Raw genomic sequence first — 19,137 nt, forward strand, 5'->3', positions numbered from 1 at the left:
CCCCGCCACCGCCCGCGTCCAGCTGCTGGCTGACGCTTTGGCCGCCTGAGGAGCACGCCGTGACCATCACCCACCGCCTCCACCGCCCCACCCAACACTGGGGCGGCAGCCACGGCGTCACCAAATGGGAATACACCCGCCGTATCGGCGGCCGGACCGTCCTCTTCGAAATCACCCACGACACCGCCACCCGCACCACCAGCGTCCGCACCTACCCCGGCGCCGGGTGGACACCCCCCAGCCACAACTTCACCATCCGGGGCCTGACCATCCGGCAGATCACCGCCCGCGTACACACCGCCTAACCCGCCCGACCGACAGGATGAACCACATGACCGCAAAGCCCCGCAAGAGGTGGCGTCTCACCCTCACCGGCCCCGACGTCCGCGCCCAGTCCGACCACGGCAGCGAGACCGCCGCCTACAGCCTCATGCGCGCCGCGCTCAAGGGCGACGACAGCCCGGCCGACACCGGAGAAGTCCGGCACTGGGAAGACGGGCGCTGGGTGCTGTGGGAGCGGATCACCGCCGACGAACTGCCCTGACCCCGCCCCGACTGTGGCCCGCTCCCTTCCCGGGACGCGGGTCACTGCCACGTCTGGGTAACAGAAGCGGCACCCGCCTTCACACCGGGCACACAAGCGGTACCGTCCCCCAACCCGCACCAAACCGGGCGCCACAGTAAGGGGACACCGTGAGCAACTACAGCGACATCCAGAAAGCCGTCAGAGTCGAAAAGCTACGCATCTGGTTCGCATGGCTCTGCGGAGGCTGGGTCGGCGGCGGCATCATGATCACGACAGCGGACACCCCCATCTGGGGCACCGTCACACTCGCCGTATTCGGCACCCTCGGCATCCTCGCCACGATCGCGGCAGTACGGATGACGTCCGCACTCAACCGGCGCGCCGAGCGAGAGCGGCGGCGCGTCCTCGGCGACGACTACCCCGGCTGAGCAGAACGCCAGAGGCCCGCCCTCCCTCGCCCAAGGGAAGGCGGGCCTCAGCCCTGCACCACAGACGCCCAACCGGACGCACAGTTACCATCAAACCACCACCACCGGTAACACGCGACCATGAGGGGGCCCGCCATGACCACCAACGACCCCCACCCCAATGACCGCCCACACAACAACAACACCGGCCGCTTCGAACCCAGCCAGCACGCCGCCGACCGCGCAGCCCACGCCGCACGCCTCAAAGCCGAGAACCCCAAGCTCAGCTACCAGCAGATCGCAGACGCCGTCGGCTACAGCAACAAGAGCGACGCCTGGCGCGCCATCCAACGCTGCCGCGAAGCCGTCATCCGTGAAGCCGGCGCCGAACTCATCGCAGCCGAAGCCCAGCAACTCGACGACCTATTCGTGGCGGCACTGGAAGTCCTGGAGCGGGACCACCTCACCGTCTCCCACGGCCACATCGTCAAGGACGACGACGGTCAGCCCATCCTCGACGACGGCCCCAAGCTCGCCGCGATCGACCGGCTCCTCCGCGTGAGAGAGTCCTACCGCAAGCTGTTCGGCATCGACGCACCCTCCCGCGTCAGCGTCGACGCCCAACAGCTCGGCGAAGAAATCACTGCCCTCCTCGACCGCGCCACCAGCGATGACAGCCCCACCGGCTGACATCGCGCGGATCCGCGCACAAGTCGACCAACTCGTCCGCGCCGGCGACACCCGACAACTAAAGGCCCTCCGCGACCACCTGAAAGCCACCGTCGACCGGCACGCCCTCGCAGGCCGCACAACCAAGTACGGGGCACACCCCGTCCGCTGGGTGCAGGAGCGCCTCAACCAAACGGTGTGGTCGAAGCAGCGGGAGATCCTCAACGCCGTCCGCGACCACCGCCGCGTCGCCGTCCGATCCGGCCACGGCGTCGGCAAGTCCTGGACCGCGGCCCTCGTCGCCTGCTGGTGGCTCGACACTCACCCGCCCGGCGAAGCGTTCGTCGTCTCCACCGCCCCCACCTTCTCCCAGGTCCGCGCCATTCTCTGGCGGTACATCCGCAAGCACCACCGCGCCGGTCAACTCGCGGGGCGCGTCAACCAGACCGAGTGGCTCATCGACGACGAACTCGTCGGCTATGGACGCAAGCCCGCCGACACCGACACCGACGGCTTCCAGGGCATCCACGCCCGCTACGTCCTCGTCGTCCTGGATGAAGCCTGCGGAATCCCGGAGCAGCTGTGGACTGCGGCTGACGCGTTGGCGACAGGCCCGGACTGCCGGATCCTGGCGATCGGTAACCCGGACAACCCGGCGAGCCACTTCCGGAAGGTGTGCCTCCCCGGATCCACCTGGCACCAGATGGCAATCAGCGCCTTCGACTCTCCGAACCTCACCGGCGAGACGGTGCCGGAGGAGATGTCAGCTGCGCTCGTCGGCCGCGAGTGGGTGGAGGAGAAGGCCCGTGAGTGGGGCGAGGAGAACCCCGTCTACCGGTCCAAGGTGCTGGGTGAGTTCTCCGAGGACGGACCCAACCAAGTCGTTCGCGGCTCCGATGTGGCCAAGTGCCGCATGCCGATGGAGCAGCGGCGCCCGGACGAGTTCTTTGTGCCCGTCGAACTCGGCGTGGACGTCGGAGGCGGCGGTGACGAGACCGTCATCCGGGAACGCCGCGGCGTGCATGCTGGCCGGGAGTGGCGGGCGCATACAGACCGGCCTGAGCAGATCGCGCCGCTCGTGCTGCGCGCTATCCGGGAGTCCGGTGCGACCGTGGTGAAGGTCGACAGCATCGGTGTCGGGTTCGGTGTGATCGGCGAGCTCCGGAACGCGCAGAACCGGCGCGAGCACACTGCGCAGATCGTCGCCGTGAACGTTGCCGAGGCCGCATCCCAGCCGACGAAGTTCATGAATCTGCGGGCCGAGCTGTGGTGGGAACTGGGCCGCGGCCTGTCCGAGTCCGGTGGCTGGGACCTGTCGACGATGGCGAACGCCGACACGACGGTGGCCCAACTGCTGGAGCCGCGGTGGGACGTGGACCCGAAAGGCCGGATCCGAGTGGAGCCGAAGGACGAGATCAAGAAGCGGCTGAACAGGTCGCCGGACAACGCGGATGCGTTGCTGCTGGCGTTCTACGCCGCTGGCCGGCCGCGGGTGCGGTGGCTGTGATCGCCGGACGCTAGCCGCCCTGCTGGACATCCGTGGACAATGCCAGGTAGTCGAACCATTGGGAGGCCGGCGTGAAACAGACAGCCGCCACACTCGCCGCGGCCCGCGCCCGCCTCGCCAAGGCCGCGTCCGCCACTTCCGAGGCCCGAGCCGGGCTGTACACGACTGCCGGGTTTGCGTGCGGTACCGCGTCCGCATGGGTCACGTGGGGTGTTGGTGCCGGGCTTGCCGGTGCTGCTGCTTCATTCCTGCTGATGGGTGTCCTGTCTGACGGTGAGAAGGGGGCGGCCCGGTGAGGTCATTGCGTGCTCTGAGGAACAAGGCGCCGGTGCCGTATGTGTCGTCGCGTGGCGGGCTGAGCATTCCGTGGCGGGCCCCGTCTGGGGTTGAGGCGCAGATGCGGGCGATGGGGCATGTCGGGACGCTGTTCTCGATCGTCAACCGCACCAGCAATGCGACCGCGCTCGTTGACTGGAAGCTGTACCGGAAGGCCCGGTCGGGACTGCCCGAGGATCGTGTTGAGGTCACACAGCATGCGGTGCTGGACCTGTGGAATAAGCCCAACCGGTTCTTCACCCGGCAGGAGCTGGTGGAGACGGTTCAGCAGCACATCGACCTGACAGGTGAGGGTTGGCTGGTCGTCGCCCGGAATCCACGCTCGCCGATGCCCCTCGAACTGTGGCCGGTGCGTCCAGACCGTATCCAGCCGGTGCCGCACCCGGTCGACTTCATCTCCGGCTACCTGTACACGGGCCCGGACGGGCAGGAGATCGCGTTGCGGGTGGAAGACGTGATCCAGATCCGGATGCCGAATCCGCTGGACCCGTACCGCGGCATGGGGCCGGTGCAGTCGGTGCTCACTGAGCTGGACGCTTCCCGGTACAGCGCGGAGTGGAACCGCAACTTCTTCATGAACAGCGCGGAGCCAGGCGGGATCATCGAGCTCCCCACGGTCCTCTCTGACCCCGAGTGGGATCAGCTTCAGATGCGGTGGAACGAGCAGCACAAGGGCGTCGCCAACGCGCACCGGGTGGCGTTCTTGGAGCACGGCACGTGGAAGGACCGCAAGTACACGCAGCGGGACATGCAGTTCGCCGAGCTCCGGCAAGTCTCCCGTGACGTGATCCGGGAAGCGTTCGGCGCACCCGCTTTCGTCCTCGGCGAAGTCGGGGACGTCAACCGGGCGACCGCCGAGGCCAGCAAGGTGCTGTTCGCGGAGCAGCTCACGGTGCCCCGACTGGAGCGCTGGAAGGGTGCCCTGATCAACGACCTCCTGCCGCTGTACGGGCCGGAGGCGGCTCGGGGCCTGGAGTTTGACTACTGCGACCCGGTGCCTGCGGATGCCGAGGCGCGAAACGCGGAGCTCACCGCGAAGACAGAGGCGTACGCCACGCTCGTTGGTGCGGGCGCGGATCCTCAGTTGGCTGCGGAGTACTTGGATCTGCCGCAGTTGTCGGGGGATGCGGAGCGGGATCTGCTGGTGCGGATTGTGGTGGGCGCGCCGTCGACGGCGCCGTTGATTCTGCCGCTGCTGGGCTTCGATGTTCCGGAGCAGGCTGCGCCTCAGGGTTCGCCGGCTCCGGCTGTGGCGGCGCCGGCTGCCCGCTTGGACCTCCACCACCACGTGCCGTACACGCCGCCGCCGCGCGCGTTGCCGTCGTACAACGCTGCGGTGGCCCGTCCTCGCGTCCTGCCGCGCGCTGCTGTGGAGCCTGAGCTTGGGCCGGTGCGGGAGCAGTTCGAGGAGGCGCTGGCGGGGCTGCTGGAGGCGTGGGAGCCGATCGCCGAGGCGCAGGTAGCGGCGGTGGAGGAGCAGATCGCGGCGGCTGTCGACGGCGGGGATACGGAGGCGTTGGCGACTCTGGTCGTGGACTCCGGGTCGAGTATCGAGGTGCTTCGGCGGGCGCTCGGCGGCATGGCGGAGACGGCTGCTCAGCGGATGTCGGACGAGGCTGCCGAGCAGGGCGTGAAGGTGAAGCCGCCGAAGGTCGACAAGGGCCTCAGGAATGCGTTCGGTTCGGAGTTGATCGAGATCGCTGCCGCGACTGCTGCGCTGCTGGCGGCGGATGTGGCGGCGTCGGCTGGTCGTGAGGCGCTCAGGCTGCTGGTGCCAGGCGCGCGGGGTTCGGAGGTTGCGGAGAAGGTCGGCGGGTTCCTGCGCGGGTTGAAGAACTGGTTCAGGAGGGACCAGCTCGGGGGAGCGCTGCACAGGGCGCAGAACGCGGGCCGGATCGCGACGTTGGAGGCGGCGCCGAAGGCCCGGTATGTGGCGAGCGAGAAGAACGATGCGAACCGGTGCGAGCCGTGCAAGGACATCGACGGCACCGAGTTCGACGATCTCGATGCGGTGCGGGCGGCGTACGGGTCGGGCGGGTATTTGCACTGCGAGGGCGGAAGCCGCTGCCGAGGGACCGTGACGGCCGTGTGGGAGTGAATGACGCCTACCGCTCAGCGATCCGCCGCAAGTCGTCGGCTGCTGGATAGATGGCGCCTTCCATGTCCTGCCACTTGAATTGGGCCGTGCCGCGCATGTGCTCGCGAACCCAGACGCGGGTTTCCTCGGCGGTGTCCTTGCGGATACGACGGGAGTGCTCGGACACCCAGTGGATGAGCGCCTTGCGGCGTGAAGCGCCCGCCTCGTAGTCCCGGAGACGGAAGAGGGAGCGGGCTCCCTCGGGCGTGGTGGGGATCATGACGCCCGCTTCCGCGCCAGGAAGCTTCAGGTGCGCGTGCCACAGGTAGTCGCGGTTGAACTGGATGCCCAGGGCGCACCAGAGTGCTGCGGTCTCGCCTGGGTGCGCCTCGATCAGTGGCACCCCACGCTGGAGGTCGATCCACGCCTCACGGTCACGCTTGTTGATCCCGTAGTAGCGGATGGACGTGTGCCCGACCCCGGTGGAGCGGTTCAGGAACAGCCGCTGTTCGGCCACGACATGCCGCGCAAGCCTCACTACGGGCAGGAGCGGCCGACGGACCGTGCGATACCTGCGCACCACGACGTCTTCACCTCGGTCGCTCTGGTCGGTCACGGGGGCGAGCAGGGCGATGTTGACGCCACCCGCGAAGTCTTCGGGCCACGCGTCGGTGAAGAACTCGGTGTCGTCAGGACGGACATCGCGGTAGATGTCCCGGGCGACATCGGTCCACGGCTCCGCTTTGTCGAAGGTGCGGAGCGGCAACGGGTAGCCGCCGTACTCGGCGCCGTCCTTCTTCACCTTGCTGGCGTTGAGCAACAGCATCAGGTCTTCGGCGTGCAGTTGCAGCTGCTTGGCTCGTTCGGCGGCGGCGGAAGGGGTCATGGCGTTGTCTCCCTGAACTCTTCGGGACTGGATGGGCATCGACCCTGCGAGCATTCGTACGAGCAGCAGGTGAGGCCAAGGCAGCGGCCCGGACGGCAGTGCTCCGGCAGCGGGTCGACGGCCACGCCGTCGCGTGCGGGGTCGGTGCCTCGGTCTCCTGCGGCGAGGCGTTCGGGCTGTCGGCAGACGTTCCAATCGCACGGTGTGCCGGGCTCGTAGTGCCAGCACTGCACCGGCGGGTTGTCCTTGAGGGAGACCACCGCGTCCGGCGCGAGCCGCAGCCCCGTCCGGCGCAGGAAGTCGTCCAGTTCGATGTCGATCGCGGATGGCTCGTCGTCTTCGAACCGGGCGACGCGCCCGTCTGGTGACACGGTCCAGCCATCGGGGCCCGGCGCGTCGTAGGCGTCTACGGTGCCGATTCCACTTCGGTAGCGGAGGTACAGGTATTGGCCGTCGGTGGTCCAGGCGTCCCATTGGTTGGGGCAGGCCGCGCAGGTTTCGACGACGATCCGCAGTGTGGTCGGCGGTTCTGATGCGTCGCGGCATCCGCTCACGGCTTCAGCCTTTCGTCGGCGAGCGCCCACACGGGCCAGTGCTCCGGCGGCTCGACGGTGAGCGGCGTCGTCCGCTCCTCCGAGGCCGCCCCCACGCCGTCCACGTGGCACCTCGCGCCCTCGGCATTACGCAGGTACGCCCGGTACCGGATCACCCTCCCGTCCGCACCCTCTTCCACGGTCAGGTCGTGGTCGGTGGACACGTCGTCGGGTTCAATGCCGTTTGCTGCGACCCACGCGCTGATCTCCATGGCGCGGCCTTGGGCGATGTGCAAGCCCCACAGGGTCCGGTTGCTGATCAGTCGCCTCACGGCTGCTCCTCGGTGGTGGGTACGTAGCCGGGGATCTTCTTCAGCTCGGGCCCCAGGATCTTCATCGCCTTCACCTCCGGGCGCGGCTCTATCGGGCGCGTGCCGATGACGTGCGCCCACAACTGCCCGTACATGCCTTCGACGATGGCGTCAGGGATGAGGCTGGGCCCGGGCGGTTCCGGCCGCTCGCCTTCCTGCGGCCGATCCAGCGTGGCGAGGATCTCCGGCGTGATCCCGTGCGCCTCGGCGAGGTCGAGCAACTCGGGGCAGTCGTTGAGGTTCTCGGTGCGCGGGTAGCCCATCTCGCCCTCGGTGCCGCAGCCTTCGCACATCGCAGCGTCAGCCCAGAAGGCGTTGGGGTCGAGGCGGTGTCGGGCGAGGATCTTCCGGTCGGCGGCACACCGACGCAACACCGCAACCGGATCGTGCAGGGCAATGTGGTGGGCGTCGGCCGTAGCAACGTCGGCAACATAGCCGATCATGATGTCTGCTTCGTGGACGGTGCGGACTTCGAGCATGCCGACTTGGTCATCATGGTCGGCGGTGATCCACGGGCCGCGTGTTGCCGCGCGGGCGAGAACCTCAACGCGGTCGATCTGCTGGGTGATCCAGCCATGCAGGCCAGGCATCGGCCGCCTCCGGGTGCTTGTAGTCGGACATGCCGCACCGGGCACACAAGCCGCTGTCGGCAGACGTGGCGGGCGGCTGGTAGGCGCCACACACCTCACCATCCGGCACCACAGCAAGCGGCTTCCGCCTGGCCAGGAACCGGTTCACGGCGTCGCAGTACCGAGAGAACACGACCGCGAGCCACGGCATGGCCACGAACAGGACGACGATCAGACCGAGAGGGATCAGGTAGGTCACGGCTGCTCCTTACTCGCCGTTGCGGTCGTCGATGACATACGCCTCTGCCTGCTCGTCCCACGACACGCGCAGCACGTTGTCGTCCAAGCCGACTTCGAGCCGCTGGTACGGGGTGAACGAGACGCCGTGCGTCTTCGTGATCTCGCTGAGTTCGTCGAGGACGGTGCCGAGCTTCCGCAACTGCTCGGCGGTCAGACTCAGCGGGGCGCTCACGACGCCTCCTCGGTTGTGGCGGCGGCGACTTCCCGCAGCAGCAGCGCATACGCCACCCGCTGCTCCAACCTCGGCTCGGCCGCGCCCCGTTCCCAGCGACTCATCGTCATCTGGCTGACCCCCAACGTCTGCGCGAAGTCCGCCAGCGTCACACCCGCACCAGCACGGATACGGGCCCGCTCGCCCGGCTCAGGGAGTCGAGCGGCACGCACACGCTGCGCCAGAGCCTCAGCCCGTACGGCAGCATCCTGCGAAGTGTTTCTCTCCATACGCGAAGACGATACGCGAATACATGCATTCACGCACCTAACTGACAGGTATTCACAAACCCGCACGTTAAAGAAATGAGAGCCCCACGATACAGAAACGCTAGAACAGTGTTATCGCAGGTCAGAGCACCCAGAGAACGCAATACGTAGTGCACAATGACCCTGCCTGGACCATGCAAAAACCCACACCGGGGAGGGCAACAGCCAATGAGCCACACACGGCCGAGCTGGAATACCGCCACCCCCGAAGTGCTCGCCGAACGCGGACGCGCCGCACGACCGGCGCTCCCCGCACCCGACGGGGAACAGACCTGGTACCGGATCACCAACAGCCTCGATGAAGGCGGAACACCCGTCGGCTCCATCTCCATCTACGGAGACATCGGCTCCTGGGGAATCACCGCCGCCTCGTTCGTCGAGGAACTCAAAGCCATCGACGCATCCGAACTGCGGGTCAACATCTCCTCACCCGGCGGAGAAGTCTTCGACGGCCTCGCCATCCACAACGCGCTCCGCTCACACCGAGCCACCGTCATGGTGCAGGTCGACTCACTCGCCGCGTCCATCGCCTCCGTCATCGCGATGGCAGGCGACCGGATCGTCATGAGCCCCCACAGCCAGATGATGATCCACGACGCCCAAGGCGTAGCCTGCGGCAGCCCCGAAGAGATGCGCGAGTACGCCGACTTCCTCGATCGCCAATCCGAGAACATCGCCGCCGTCTACGCCGAACGAGCAGGCGGCACCAAACTCCAGTGGCGCAAGCGAATGCAGGCAGAGACCTGGTACTTCGCCGACGAAGCCGTAGCCGCCGGACTCGCCGACGAAGTCGCCAACCCGCAGCGCATGACACCGGAAGAGGAAGAGCAGGCCCGAGCGATCGCCGCGGCCTGGGACCTCTCCGTGTACAACTACGCGCACACCAGCCGCGAAGAAGCCCCCGCACCGCCGCCCGTCGAGCCGGAGACGCCGCCCGCAGCAGAGCCTGCCGTGGCCGCCCCGGTCGCGTTCGACCCGGACGCCTTCCGCGCTGCCACCGCCGCCGCACTTGACCCCATGCCCGGCTACCAGCCCGACCACCTCAGGTCGCTCATGGCCGGGCTCGCAGGCGACGCCCCCGCACCCGAGGCACCCGCCCGGCCCGAGACGCCGTACGTGCCGCGCCCCGCCGACCAGGCGCCCGAAGCGGACCCGGAGACCGTCGCTGTGGGCTGGTTCCGGTCCCTGTTCGACGGCCTCGCCGCCGATGCTCCCGCCGTGCCCGCCACGGAGCGCCCCACACCCGTAGCCGAGGCCCCCCAGATCGTGCACGTCCCCGAACCCCCGCCGCCGGCCGGTGAGGTCGCCGTCGGCTACATGCGGACCCTCATGGCGAACGCCGCCCAAGACCTTGCCGCCCCCGAACAGGCTGCGGCACCCGGCCCGACACCCGTCGAGCCGGTCCCCGCTATCGACCGAATCGCTTTCGAGCGCAGCCTCAGGGAGGCACGATTTTGAACACGACCGTGATTGAGCAGCGGCGCAGGGCCGTGACGACCCAGCTGCGCACGCGCATGCTCCGCGCCCACGGCCACGACCCGCGACGCGCGGGCCGCGCCTACAACCAGGTCACGCCGGCGCCCCCGAAGAACGCCATGGACCCCGAGCGGATGGTCATTCCGACCAACCAGGCGGAGCTGGAGGCGATGCTCGGCGACTCCGCGCAGATGCAGCGCGTGTTCGCCGACAAGAACGGCGCGTTCGGCGAGTTCGTCACCAACTACGCGCGCGCCGTCCACAACCGCGACCTCAGCATCGCGACGCAGGTCAAGGAGCAGACGGAGCAGATCCTCGCGAACTGGCTCCGGGACAACCAGCCCGAAGGCGTCGAGCGGATCGACCTCACCCCGAAGGCAGTCGTCGCCAACGGCAACGCCCGCAACCACCTGCACAACCCCAAGGCCATGGGTGCCGTCCTGGACCGCGAGTTCAAGAACTCGGCGGAGTACTTCCAGACGATCTGGCACAACGCCAACCGCACCGCCGACATGCAGGCCAAGCTGTCCCGCGTCCGCAACGCGTTCTCCTCCACCGTGCCGTCGGAGGGCGGGTTCCTCATCCCGGAGACCCTCCGCTCCGAGATGCTCGCGGTGGCCCTGGAGTCGTCGGTCGTCCGGCAGCGGGCGCGGGTCATCCCGATGGAGACGCTGCGGGTTCCGTTCCCGGCGATCGACTCCACCAGCAACGTCAGCAGCGTGTACGGCGGTGTCGTCGGCTACTGGACGGAGGAAGGCGCCGCGCTCACCGCCAGCCAGGCCGCCTTCAGCCGGATCGTCCTCGACGCGAAAAAGCTCACCGCGTACACCGAGGTCCCCAACGAACTCATCTCCGACTCGGCGATCTCGTTCCAGGCGTTCCTCGACCAGATCTTCCCCGAAGCCCTGTCCTTCTACGAGGACATCGCGTTCCTCAAGGGCTCCGGCGTCGGCGAGCCCCTCGGCGCCCTCGACGCCAACAACGGCGCGATCATCCCCGTCGACAAGGAGTCCGGCCAGGTCGCCGACACCATCGTGTGGGAAAACATCGTCAAGATGTACAGCAGGATGCTGCCCAGCTCGCTGGACCGGGCCGTCTGGGTGTGCAGCATCGACGTCTTCCCGCAGCTCGCCACCATGGCCCTGTCCGTCGGTACGGGCGGCTCCGCGATCTGGCTGAACAACGGCGTGCAGGGCCCCCCGATGACGATCCTCGGCCGGCCCGTCATCTTCACCGAGAAGGCGCCCGGCGTCCTCGGTGACCTCGGCGACATCAGCTTCGTCGACTTCGGGTTCTACCTGATCGGTGACCGGCAGGTCATGAGTGCGATGAGCAGCCCGCACTTCAAGTTCCAGAACGACCAGACCGCGTACCGCATCATCCAGCGCGTCGACGGCCGTCCCTGGCTCCAGTCCGCCGTCACCCCCCAGAACGGCGGCCCCACACTCTCCCCGTTCGTGCAGCTCGCCGAGCGCGCCTGATCTGACAGCCAGCCCGGGAGCGGCAATCAACCCCCGCCCCGGGCCCAACCCACAGCGGCATTCACACCCCGCTGGGAGAGGCAACAACCATGCTCGGACTGGGCAAGGACTACGACATCGGCCTCGCGCTCGCGCCGGTCGACCTCGCAACCGCCGGAGCCACCGGCAAGCGCATCAGCATGCACGACTGTGCCGGCGTGGACATCGTCCTCGTGTACGGGGCGGGCACCGACGGCGACGACCCCGTCCCCTCGCTGCAGCAGCACACCGCCTACACCGGCGGCACCAGCTCCGACCTCGCGGAGATCAGCACGATCTACCGCAAGGCAGAGACCACCCTCGACAACGACGAGATCTGGGCGGAGACCACCCAGACCGCCGCCGCCATCATGACGGCCGTCGCAGACGACGCACAGAAGCAGAAGATCTACGTCATCCACGTCCCCTCCACGGCGCTCGCCGACGGGTACACGCACATCTCCGTCAACCAGGCGGACCTGTCGAACAACGCGCAGCTCGCCGCGTTCCTGTACCTGAAGGTCGGTCTGCAGGTGCAGCGCAAGCCGTCGAACATGCCGAACCTGCTGCGCCCCGGCGCTGCGAACGCGTAAGGGAGCCTGACTGATGGCAACGCTCATCCAGGGCCCCGAGCTGCGTAGTCTCCTGCTCGGCAACCCGCCCCTGTCCAGCCCGTCCGGCGCGTTCGCCGCCGATACGCGGGCCGTGTTCACCGTGACCGGCGGCGAGGTGCTGATCACCGCGCTGTGGGGCAAGGTGACCACCGCGATCACCGTCGCGAACACGGTCGCCCTTCAGACGAACCCGACCACGGGTGACACGAAGGTGTTCGTCGAGGCCACCGACATCGGCACGAACGACACCGCTGTGGGCACGGTCGTCGGGTTCACGCCGTCGATCGACGACCCGGCGACGTCGGGTGCCCTCACCGAACACTCGATCATGCTCGGTGGTCACGTCCTGCGGGACCTGGTCGTCACGACCGGCGACATCGAGCAGGTGACCACCGGCACGAACCCGGACGGTGCGATCACCTGGTACGCGACGTGGGTGCCCCTGTCCGACGGCGCGCGGCTGGTGGCCAGCTGATGGCCTTGTGGGTGTGCAGCGGAAAGGACGGCTGCGGAACGAAGTACGCGGTCGGCCTCTTCCGCTGCCCCCGCTGCCACAACACCGCGTTTCACGAGGACGGAGACCCCATGGCGAAGATCACCCGCCACGGCGGGCCCAGCGACAAGACCCTGCCCGCAACCGAGGACGCCGCAGCTGTCGAGCCTGAGCCTGCGGCAGCGGACCAGCCCGAGCCCGAGACGCCTGACGTCCAGGGCGAGGACGGCCCCGAGGCCGTCGCCCTGCCGCGCAGCGGCTCGATGTTCCCAATCGTGGCCGACGAGGAGGGGGGTGAGGAGTCATCGCCTGGGAGCAGCTCATCAGCATCTACCGAGCCGCAGCCGACGAACTCCGAGCCGAGCAGCAAGACCCGCCCGAGGCGTGCCCGCAAGACGGCGAGCCGCTCCGAGCAGGGCCCGACGGAGTCCGCTTCTGCCCCTTCGACGGATGGCGAGAAGACGGACGGTTCGTCGGCTGCTGACGAAACGGCCGAATAGCCGTGGCCGCCTACCGCAACAACGAACTGTTCAGGGCCACCGGCCTGACCCTGAACAGTTCAACCGACCACGTCACCGCGTCCATCACCAACGGCACCACAGGCCGGACCGGCGCGATCGACATCTCCCGCGTCTCCAACGGCCTGCTGGTCGCCCGGTTCGCGGACGCCCCGACCGGCACCAACCCGACCATGGCCCTGTTCTTCGACGTGCAGGACGCGTTCGGGAACTGGGTGCAAACCTCACCCGCAACGTCGATCGGCGGGGTGGTCGTGTCGGCCGCAGGCACCACCTACGGCGTGATCAACAACGGCTACCAGATGACCAACCTCGGCCGAATCCGCTGGACCATCGGCGGCACCGACACCCCCACGTTCACCGGCGTCAGCTTCAGCGTCCACGGCCGGCCCTGACCTGCACGACCACGCATAGACCTGAGAGGAGGTGACAGAGATGACCGTCACTCCGTGGCTTGCCACCCGCGAGGAGATCAAGGCGGAGCTGGATGTGAAGGAGACGGCCCGCTCCAACGCCCGGATCGACCGCGCACTGGCCGACGCCACCGAAGCCGTACATGGCCTGTGCCACCGCGTGTTCTACCCGGTGCAGGCCACCCGCTACTTCGACTACCCCGGCCCGCAGTACGCCCGCCCGTGGCGACTGTGGCTGGACGCCAACGAGGTCGTCTCCGTCACCGCTCTCACCAGCGGCGGCGTCACTATCGCCGCGTCGGATTACTTCCTGGAGCCCAACCAGTACGGGCCCCCCTACAACCGCATTGAGATCGACCTCGACTCCAGCGCGGCGTTCGGCGGCGGTGACACCCACCAGCGTGACATCGGTGTGACCGGCGTGTTCGCAGGCTGCCCCCTCGTCGAAACGTCGGCGGGCGCCACCATCGAGGACCTTGACAGCAGCGAGACCGGCGTCGACGTCGACGCCGCGACCTCAGCTGCCGTGGGTGTCGGCTCCCTCCTTCGTGTCGACACCGAACGGCTCATCGTCACTGGCCGCTCGAACCTCGACACCGGACAAACTCTCGGCGGTTCCGGCCTGACCAACGCCAACAACTCTGTCACCGTCACCGTGCAGAGCGGCGCAGCATTCGCGGCCGGAGAGACGATCCTCGTCGATGGCGAGCGCATGCGCGTCGACGACATCGCAGGTAACAGCCTGGTCGTCACCCGTGCGTGGGACGGCTCTACGCTCGCCGCCCACAGTGTCGGCGCCACCATCTACGCGCCCCGCACGCTCACCGTCACGAGAGGTGCCCTCGGCACTACGGCCGCCAGCCACCTCACCGCTGCCACCGTGTACCGGTGGGACGCGCCCGGCCCCGCCCGCCAACTGTGCATTGCTGAAGCGCTCACCAGTCTTCTCCAAGGCCGGTCCGGATACGCGCGCACGGCGGGCAGCGGCGAATACGAGCGCGAGACGACAGCCCGCGGGCTGAAGGATCTCCGTGAACGCGTGTACGTCTCCCACGGCCGCAAGGGGCGGGTGAGAGCCGTATGAGCACGATCTCAGGGCGATGTGTCGTCCCTACTCCGCTCAGCGTTCTCAGCAATCTCCAGCGGGACGATCGCTGCGACGCGGCGTCCTCGGCTTGTGATGTACGTGATCCGGCCGTGCACAGCCGCCGCGTTCAGGACGTCGGCGAGTTCGGCTCGCACGTCTTTGGTGCTCATCTCAACAGACTCAGTCATGTACACCAAGGTACACTGGTGTACATGGATTTCACTGCATCTGACACAGAGGAAACCCTAGACCCCAAGCCTCGTAGGCGCCGTCCTGATCTTGCCGAGCGCAATCGGGCAGGGCACGAGCACCCGATCTTTCCGCACGGAGAGGACGCGGGTATCAAGCACTGCACGAAGTGCTGCACAGACAAGCCCCTTGAGGAGTTTCCTCACGATCGCTCTGTGGCAGGTGCGCGCCGCGCAAACTGCAAGCCGTGCGCAAGCAGTGAAGTCCGGAAGTACTACCACGAGAGCGGCGGCAGGGAGAAGCAGCACGCAAGGCGCAAGGCGCTCATCGCCGAGAGATACACCAAGCTCGACGCACTGAAGGATGTTCCTTGCGCAGACTGCGGTGGGCGCTTCCCCAGAGTCTGCATGGATTTCGATCACGTGCGAGGAGAGAAGATCGAATCGATCTCTCGCATGATCCGCATGTCCTACTCCTGGGAGAACATCCTCGCTGAGATCGCCAAGTGCGAAGTGGTCTGCTCGAACTGTCACCGCATCAGAACTGCCGACCGGGGCCAGTGGTATGGCGCGGCAGAGATTGAGGAGGCGGTGTAGCCATGCGCCTCGACGTATCGACACGATCCAGCGGCCCGATGTTCGACGGGCGCGCCATGCGCGCCCTGAACGCCTATGTGGACCACCTCGAACGGAATCTCGCCGATACCGGCCGGACCATTCTCCTCGATGAGCTCGACCGAGTCTTGAAGACACAGACCCCGTACTACGCGACCCGCATCAAGGTCATCGAGCGAACCAAGATCTGGGACAGCCGCGTCAAGTACGGGCCATGGCTGGCAGGCATCGGCTCCCGGAACTATCCGGTGACGAAGTTCAAGGGCTACGACCACTGGATCATCACCCGCGACAAGCTCAACGCCCGCAAGGTCGGCATCGGCGAACGGCTCCTGCGCCGCTACACAGGCAGGATGTGAGTGGCCGTGACCGACCTCGACCTCAACGCCTACCGCGCTGCAGCCATGTCGCACGCGCAGGCCCTCGGCCTGTTCGAGCAGGTTCTCGGCCATCAGCCGGTGTCCGCACCGGGCAGCGGCCTCACCTACGCCATGTGGGCCGGACCGGTACGGCCGGTCCCGTCCCGATCCGGATTGAACGAGGTGTCGGCGCGGCTGGAGCTCCGCGGGCAGGTGTTCTGCCCTGCGGACAGCGAGCCGATGGACGACGTCGACGTGACCGTCACGAACGCGGTGTCGAAGCTGATGGGCGCCTACTGCGGTGACTTCACCCTCGGCGACCTCGTGGGCAACGTGGACTTGCTTGGCGCGCACGGCGAGCCGCTGAGCTCGGACATGGGCTACACGACCTTCGCGGGCGGCACCACCTACCGAGTGGCCACACTCACCATCCCCCTGATCATCAACGCAGCATGGAGCGAGGTGGCGTGAATGGCGATCAGTAACGGCCTCGGCCAGGCTTTCTACTACGGCGGCTACGACCTGTCCGGGGACACCGGGTCGGCGGAGGACATCGGCGGCGGCCTGGTTGGCACTCAGGACGTCACCACCATCGACCTGTCCGCGTTCAAGCGGATCGGGCTCCTTAGGGACGGGCGGATCTCGTGGATGTCGTTCTTCAACGACGCCACCGGCCGCGCTCACGCGCGCCTGTCCGCGCTACCGACGGCTGACCAGCATCTGATGTGGGCGACCGGCACCAGCATCGGCGACCCTGCCGCCTGCCTGGTCGGTAAGCAGATCAACTACGACCCCACCAGGGGGCAGGACGGCACGCTGACGATCGCCGTCAACGCCCAAGGCAACGCGTACGGGCTGGAGTGGGGCGACCTGCTGACCGCAGGCAAGCGCACCGACACCTCAGCCACGAACGGCACGGCAGCCGAGTTCGGCTACGACAGCGAGGACTTCGTCCTCCTGCCCGGCGCATCCGGCGACTACGTCTCCACCCCCGACGCCGCCGCGCTCGACATCACCGGCGACATCGACCTGCGTGTGCGAGTCGCGATGGACGACTGGACGCCGGCGGCGGAGTCGACACTGATCGCGAAGTACACGGCCACCGGCGACCAGCGCTCCTACGCGCTGGCTGTCACGGCGACGGGCGCACTGATTTTCCGCTGGTCCGAGGACGGCACGGCGGAGTCGTCGGAGACGTCGTCGGCGACGGTGTCGGCGTCGGCTGGGGCGACGAAGTGGGTGCGGGCCACGCTCGATGTGGACAACGGTGGTGGCGACGCGGCGGTGAACTTCTACACCTCCGACGACGGTTCGATGTGGGCGGCGTTGGGGGCGGAGCAGCTGGTTGGCGCCACCACGAGCATCTTTGCGTCGACGGCGGTGCTGGAGATCGGGGCGCAGACCGGCGGCACGGTGAACCGGATGGCGGGGAAGTTCTTCGAAGGCCAGGTGCTGTCGGGGATCGGTGGCACGTCGGTGGCGGCGCCGGTCGCGTCGGCGTCGTCGAACGGGGTCACCGATGCGACGCCGCGGACGTGGACGGTCAACGGCAACGCCTACGTCTCCTCTCACACCGTGCATGGGGCGCAGGCGTACTTGCAGGTGTTCAGCTTTGCGGGCACGGATGTGACGGTGAAGCTGCAGCACTCCCACGACAACGGGTCCGCCGACGCGTTCGCGGACATCACCGGGGGCGGGTTCACACAGGTCACGTCGGGGCCGACGACGCAGCGGATCGAGATCGCCGCCGGGACGGAGATCAAACGCTATGTGCGGGCGGTGACGACGACATCGGGCGGGTTCACGTCGCTGGTGTTCACGGCCGCGGCGAACGTCAACCTCACCGAGACGACGTTCTGAGAGGGGTGGGCGTGATGGCGTTCAGGCCGAAGGATCCGCGGCTGCCGGTGGAGGCGTATCAGACGTGGTCGGTGAAGTCGCGTCCGGACAAGCGGGTGAAGACCGTGTGCGAGCGCGTGGGCTGTCAGCAGTGGCGTGAGGGCTGGGACTCGGTCATCGACGAGTCCACCGAGTTGGGTCGGCAGCAGGCGGCGTTCATCCGGGGCTCGCGGCGCACGTTCCGGGAGCAGCGCAACGGTGCGGGTCTGACGGTGTTCCGGTTCGAGCCGTATCAGCGGTGCTTCGCGGACCACCAGACGATGCCGGAGAAGTACCTGGTGCGGGGCGGCGACTATCGGGCAGCGGTCGGCAAGGTGCGGGTGCATCAGCGGGCGTCGGACTGGGTGGAGCACGTGCAGGAACACATGGGTCGGCTCCTGCACGAGCGGGACAAGGGCTGAGTCGCCGAGCAATGCGGCGTAGATCGAAAGGGAGATAGATCATGGCGATTGAGTCGGGCCTCGGCTGGACCACGTTCAACGTGGACGACAGCGGCGGCAGCGCGCGGGACATCCGCACCTCCACCTTCAACCTCGACTGGACGATGCCGCGCGGCGTCCAGGACATCACCAGCCTCGCCGAATCGGCGATGGCCCGCCTGCTGCTCCTCGCCGACTTCTCCGGCACGGCGGCCGGTGGCTTCGACGACGGCGCGAACCTCGCGCACGCCGTGTTCAAGACCGTCTCCTCCACGTCGGTGGAGCGGACGATGGGGATCACGATCTCGGGTCAGACCCTGAACAACGAGGTCATCCTCACGGACTATGCGCTGACCCGCGCGCAGTCCGGCGAGTTCACGTGGAGCGTTCCGTTCCAGCTCGCCGACGGAACCGTACCAACCTGGTCGTAACAGTCAATTCGGACACATCAAGAGAGGGGGCTCACCGTGGGCTTCCGCGAACCGAGCACCATCAAGCTCACCTTCGAGCCCGGCGACCAACTCCACGGCCTCGAAGTCCACATGCGCGGCATGAGCATCGCCGACTGGCTCCAAGCCGCAGGCCTCGACGGTGGTGACGGCGACGACGCCGCCGCCACCATGAAGCGCTTCTACACCCACCTCGTCTCCTGGAACCTCGAAGACGAGACCGGCCAGCCGATCCCCGTCAGCGAGGCCCCCAACCGGGACTCCCGCATGATCCGCCGCCTCAACAACGACTGGATCACCGCCCTCCAGGGGGTCCACAACGCTGACCCTTTGCCCGAGAACTCGCCCTCTGGCGAGACTTCCCCGGCGCCCCCCATCCCGATGACCCCCGCCACCGGATCACCGAACCAGCCCAACTAGCACAGGCCCGCTGGCTCCTCGACATCC

General features: G+C 67.7%; 28 protein-coding genes. 20 read left to right on the plus strand and 8 right to left on the minus strand.

Annotated features, from left to right (window positions below; genetic code table 11):
- Positions 1 to 59 precede the first annotated feature (59 nt).
- The 6 genes from ACFY9I_RS11120 to ACFY9I_RS11145 all read left to right on the plus strand — a co-directional run bounded on the left by ACFY9I_RS11120 (position 60) and on the right by ACFY9I_RS11145 (position 5,543).
- Positions 60 to 305, plus strand: coding sequence for a hypothetical protein (locus ACFY9I_RS11120; RefSeq protein ID WP_390999653.1), 246 nt, complete (start codon positions 60 to 62; stop codon positions 303 to 305).
- A gap of 26 nt (positions 306 to 331) precedes the next feature.
- Positions 332 to 544, plus strand: coding sequence for a hypothetical protein (locus ACFY9I_RS11125; RefSeq protein WP_390999655.1), 213 nt, complete (start codon positions 332 to 334; stop codon positions 542 to 544).
- Positions 545 to 693: 149 nt separating this feature from the next.
- Positions 694 to 954: a hypothetical protein gene (locus ACFY9I_RS11130; RefSeq protein ID WP_390999658.1), complete on the plus strand. Its 261-nt coding sequence runs from the start codon at positions 694 to 696 to the stop codon at positions 952 to 954.
- A gap of 135 nt (positions 955 to 1,089) precedes the next feature.
- Positions 1,090 to 1,623 (plus strand): hypothetical protein, encoded by a 534-nt coding sequence (locus tag ACFY9I_RS11135; RefSeq protein WP_390999659.1) that lies wholly within the window; start codon positions 1,090 to 1,092, stop codon positions 1,621 to 1,623.
- The gene (locus ACFY9I_RS11140) at positions 1,604 to 3,109 is read left to right on the plus strand and encodes a hypothetical protein (protein ID WP_390999662.1); all 1,506 of its coding nucleotides are present in this window, start codon (positions 1,604 to 1,606) and stop codon (positions 3,107 to 3,109) included. The genes ACFY9I_RS11135 and ACFY9I_RS11140 overlap by 20 nt, the downstream gene beginning before the upstream one ends.
- Before the next feature lie 328 nt (positions 3,110 to 3,437).
- Positions 3,438 to 5,543, plus strand: a complete 2,106-nt coding sequence (locus ACFY9I_RS11145; protein ID WP_390999664.1) for a phage portal protein — start codon at positions 3,438 to 3,440, stop codon at positions 5,541 to 5,543.
- Between the two features lie 7 nt (positions 5,544 to 5,550).
- On the opposite strand, the gene ACFY9I_RS11150 is transcribed toward ACFY9I_RS11145, so the two are convergent.
- Genes ACFY9I_RS11150 through ACFY9I_RS11180 form a run of 7 tightly spaced genes read right to left on the minus strand, consistent with a single transcriptional unit; the run spans position 5,551 to position 8,622 of the window.
- Complete coding sequence (locus tag ACFY9I_RS11150) at positions 5,551 to 6,408, minus strand: hypothetical protein (RefSeq protein WP_390999667.1); 858 nt, start codon at positions 6,406 to 6,408, stop codon at positions 5,551 to 5,553.
- Positions 6,405 to 6,962 carry a hypothetical protein gene (locus tag ACFY9I_RS11155; protein ID WP_390999670.1) on the minus strand — a complete coding sequence of 186 codons (558 nt, stop codon included), beginning with the start codon at positions 6,960 to 6,962 and terminating at the stop codon, positions 6,405 to 6,407. Before ACFY9I_RS11155 ends, ACFY9I_RS11150 begins: the two co-directional genes overlap by 4 nt.
- On the minus strand, positions 6,959 to 7,273 hold the full coding sequence (locus tag ACFY9I_RS11160) for a hypothetical protein (protein ID WP_390999672.1): 315 nt from the start codon (positions 7,271 to 7,273) through the stop codon (positions 6,959 to 6,961). Before ACFY9I_RS11160 ends, ACFY9I_RS11155 begins: the two co-directional genes overlap by 4 nt.
- Positions 7,270 to 7,902, minus strand: a complete 633-nt coding sequence (locus tag ACFY9I_RS11165) for a DUF6221 family protein (RefSeq protein WP_390999675.1) — start codon at positions 7,900 to 7,902, stop codon at positions 7,270 to 7,272. The genes ACFY9I_RS11160 and ACFY9I_RS11165 overlap by 4 nt, the downstream gene beginning before the upstream one ends.
- The gene (locus tag ACFY9I_RS11170) at positions 7,856 to 8,140 is read right to left on the minus strand and encodes a hypothetical protein (protein WP_390999677.1); all 285 of its coding nucleotides are present in this window, start codon (positions 8,138 to 8,140) and stop codon (positions 7,856 to 7,858) included. The genes ACFY9I_RS11165 and ACFY9I_RS11170 overlap by 47 nt, the downstream gene beginning before the upstream one ends.
- 9 nt (positions 8,141 to 8,149) lie before the next feature.
- Complete coding sequence (locus ACFY9I_RS11175) at positions 8,150 to 8,353, minus strand: hypothetical protein (RefSeq protein ID WP_390999680.1); 204 nt, start codon at positions 8,351 to 8,353, stop codon at positions 8,150 to 8,152.
- Entirely contained in the window at positions 8,350 to 8,622 is a 273-nt protein-coding gene (locus ACFY9I_RS11180) for a helix-turn-helix domain-containing protein (RefSeq protein WP_390999682.1), read from the minus strand. The genes ACFY9I_RS11175 and ACFY9I_RS11180 overlap by 4 nt, the downstream gene beginning before the upstream one ends.
- Positions 8,623 to 8,829: 207 nt before the next feature.
- Here ACFY9I_RS11180 and ACFY9I_RS11185 point away from each other — a divergent pair, with 207 nt between their 5' ends.
- The 7 genes from ACFY9I_RS11185 (at position 8,830) to ACFY9I_RS11215 (ending at position 14,758) form a co-directional block, all read left to right on the plus strand.
- Positions 8,830 to 10,119, plus strand: a complete 1,290-nt coding sequence (locus ACFY9I_RS11185) for a head maturation protease, ClpP-related (RefSeq protein WP_390999685.1) — start codon at positions 8,830 to 8,832, stop codon at positions 10,117 to 10,119.
- Positions 10,116 to 11,618 carry a phage major capsid protein gene (locus ACFY9I_RS11190; RefSeq protein WP_390999687.1) on the plus strand — a complete coding sequence of 501 codons (1,503 nt, stop codon included), beginning with the start codon at positions 10,116 to 10,118 and terminating at the stop codon, positions 11,616 to 11,618. Before ACFY9I_RS11185 ends, ACFY9I_RS11190 begins: the two co-directional genes overlap by 4 nt.
- 89 nt (positions 11,619 to 11,707) lie before the next feature.
- Positions 11,708 to 12,229, plus strand: coding sequence for a hypothetical protein (locus tag ACFY9I_RS11195; RefSeq protein ID WP_390999690.1), 522 nt, complete (start codon positions 11,708 to 11,710; stop codon positions 12,227 to 12,229).
- 13 nt (positions 12,230 to 12,242) lie between these two features.
- Positions 12,243 to 12,725: a hypothetical protein gene (locus ACFY9I_RS11200; protein WP_390999693.1), complete on the plus strand. Its 483-nt coding sequence runs from the start codon at positions 12,243 to 12,245 to the stop codon at positions 12,723 to 12,725.
- A gap of 110 nt (positions 12,726 to 12,835) precedes the next feature.
- A complete protein-coding gene (locus ACFY9I_RS11205; RefSeq protein WP_390999696.1) occupies positions 12,836 to 13,243 on the plus strand; it encodes a hypothetical protein in 408 nt (135 codons plus the stop codon).
- A gap of 2 nt (positions 13,244 to 13,245) precedes the next feature.
- Positions 13,246 to 13,656, plus strand: coding sequence for a hypothetical protein (locus ACFY9I_RS11210; RefSeq protein ID WP_390999698.1), 411 nt, complete (start codon positions 13,246 to 13,248; stop codon positions 13,654 to 13,656).
- A 40-nt stretch (positions 13,657 to 13,696) separates the two neighbouring features.
- Positions 13,697 to 14,758: a hypothetical protein gene (locus tag ACFY9I_RS11215; RefSeq protein WP_390999701.1), complete on the plus strand. Its 1,062-nt coding sequence runs from the start codon at positions 13,697 to 13,699 to the stop codon at positions 14,756 to 14,758.
- An 8-nt stretch (positions 14,759 to 14,766) separates the two neighbouring features.
- On the opposite strand, the gene ACFY9I_RS11220 is transcribed toward ACFY9I_RS11215, so the two are convergent.
- Complete coding sequence (locus ACFY9I_RS11220) at positions 14,767 to 14,949, minus strand: type II toxin-antitoxin system prevent-host-death family antitoxin (RefSeq protein WP_390999702.1); 183 nt, start codon at positions 14,947 to 14,949, stop codon at positions 14,767 to 14,769.
- Between the two features lie 24 nt (positions 14,950 to 14,973).
- On the opposite strand from ACFY9I_RS11220, the gene ACFY9I_RS11225 reads away from it, so the two are divergent.
- Genes ACFY9I_RS11225 through ACFY9I_RS11255 form a run of 7 tightly spaced genes read left to right on the plus strand, consistent with a single transcriptional unit; the run spans position 14,974 to position 19,110 of the window.
- Complete coding sequence (locus ACFY9I_RS11225; RefSeq protein WP_390999705.1) at positions 14,974 to 15,546, plus strand: hypothetical protein; 573 nt, start codon at positions 14,974 to 14,976, stop codon at positions 15,544 to 15,546.
- Positions 15,547 to 15,548: 2 nt separating this feature from the next.
- Positions 15,549 to 15,923, plus strand: coding sequence for a hypothetical protein (locus tag ACFY9I_RS11230; RefSeq protein ID WP_390999708.1), 375 nt, complete (start codon positions 15,549 to 15,551; stop codon positions 15,921 to 15,923).
- Between the two features lie 6 nt (positions 15,924 to 15,929).
- Positions 15,930 to 16,394, plus strand: coding sequence for a hypothetical protein (locus tag ACFY9I_RS11235; RefSeq protein ID WP_390999711.1), 465 nt, complete (start codon positions 15,930 to 15,932; stop codon positions 16,392 to 16,394).
- On the plus strand, positions 16,395 to 17,783 hold the full coding sequence (locus ACFY9I_RS11240; protein ID WP_390999713.1) for a hypothetical protein: 1,389 nt from the start codon (positions 16,395 to 16,397) through the stop codon (positions 17,781 to 17,783).
- A gap of 14 nt (positions 17,784 to 17,797) precedes the next feature.
- Positions 17,798 to 18,223 (plus strand): hypothetical protein, encoded by a 426-nt coding sequence (locus tag ACFY9I_RS11245; RefSeq protein WP_390999715.1) that lies wholly within the window; start codon positions 17,798 to 17,800, stop codon positions 18,221 to 18,223.
- Positions 18,224 to 18,264: 41 nt separating this feature from the next.
- Positions 18,265 to 18,672, plus strand: coding sequence for a hypothetical protein (locus tag ACFY9I_RS11250; protein ID WP_390999718.1), 408 nt, complete (start codon positions 18,265 to 18,267; stop codon positions 18,670 to 18,672).
- 36 nt (positions 18,673 to 18,708) lie between these two features.
- Positions 18,709 to 19,110 (plus strand): hypothetical protein, encoded by a 402-nt coding sequence (locus ACFY9I_RS11255; protein ID WP_390999720.1) that lies wholly within the window; start codon positions 18,709 to 18,711, stop codon positions 19,108 to 19,110.
- Positions 19,111 to 19,137 lie beyond the last annotated feature (27 nt).

The organism is Streptomyces sp. NPDC012510 (assembly GCF_042955065.1).
Taxonomy (GTDB): Bacteria; Actinomycetota; Actinomycetes; order Streptomycetales; family Streptomycetaceae; genus Streptomyces.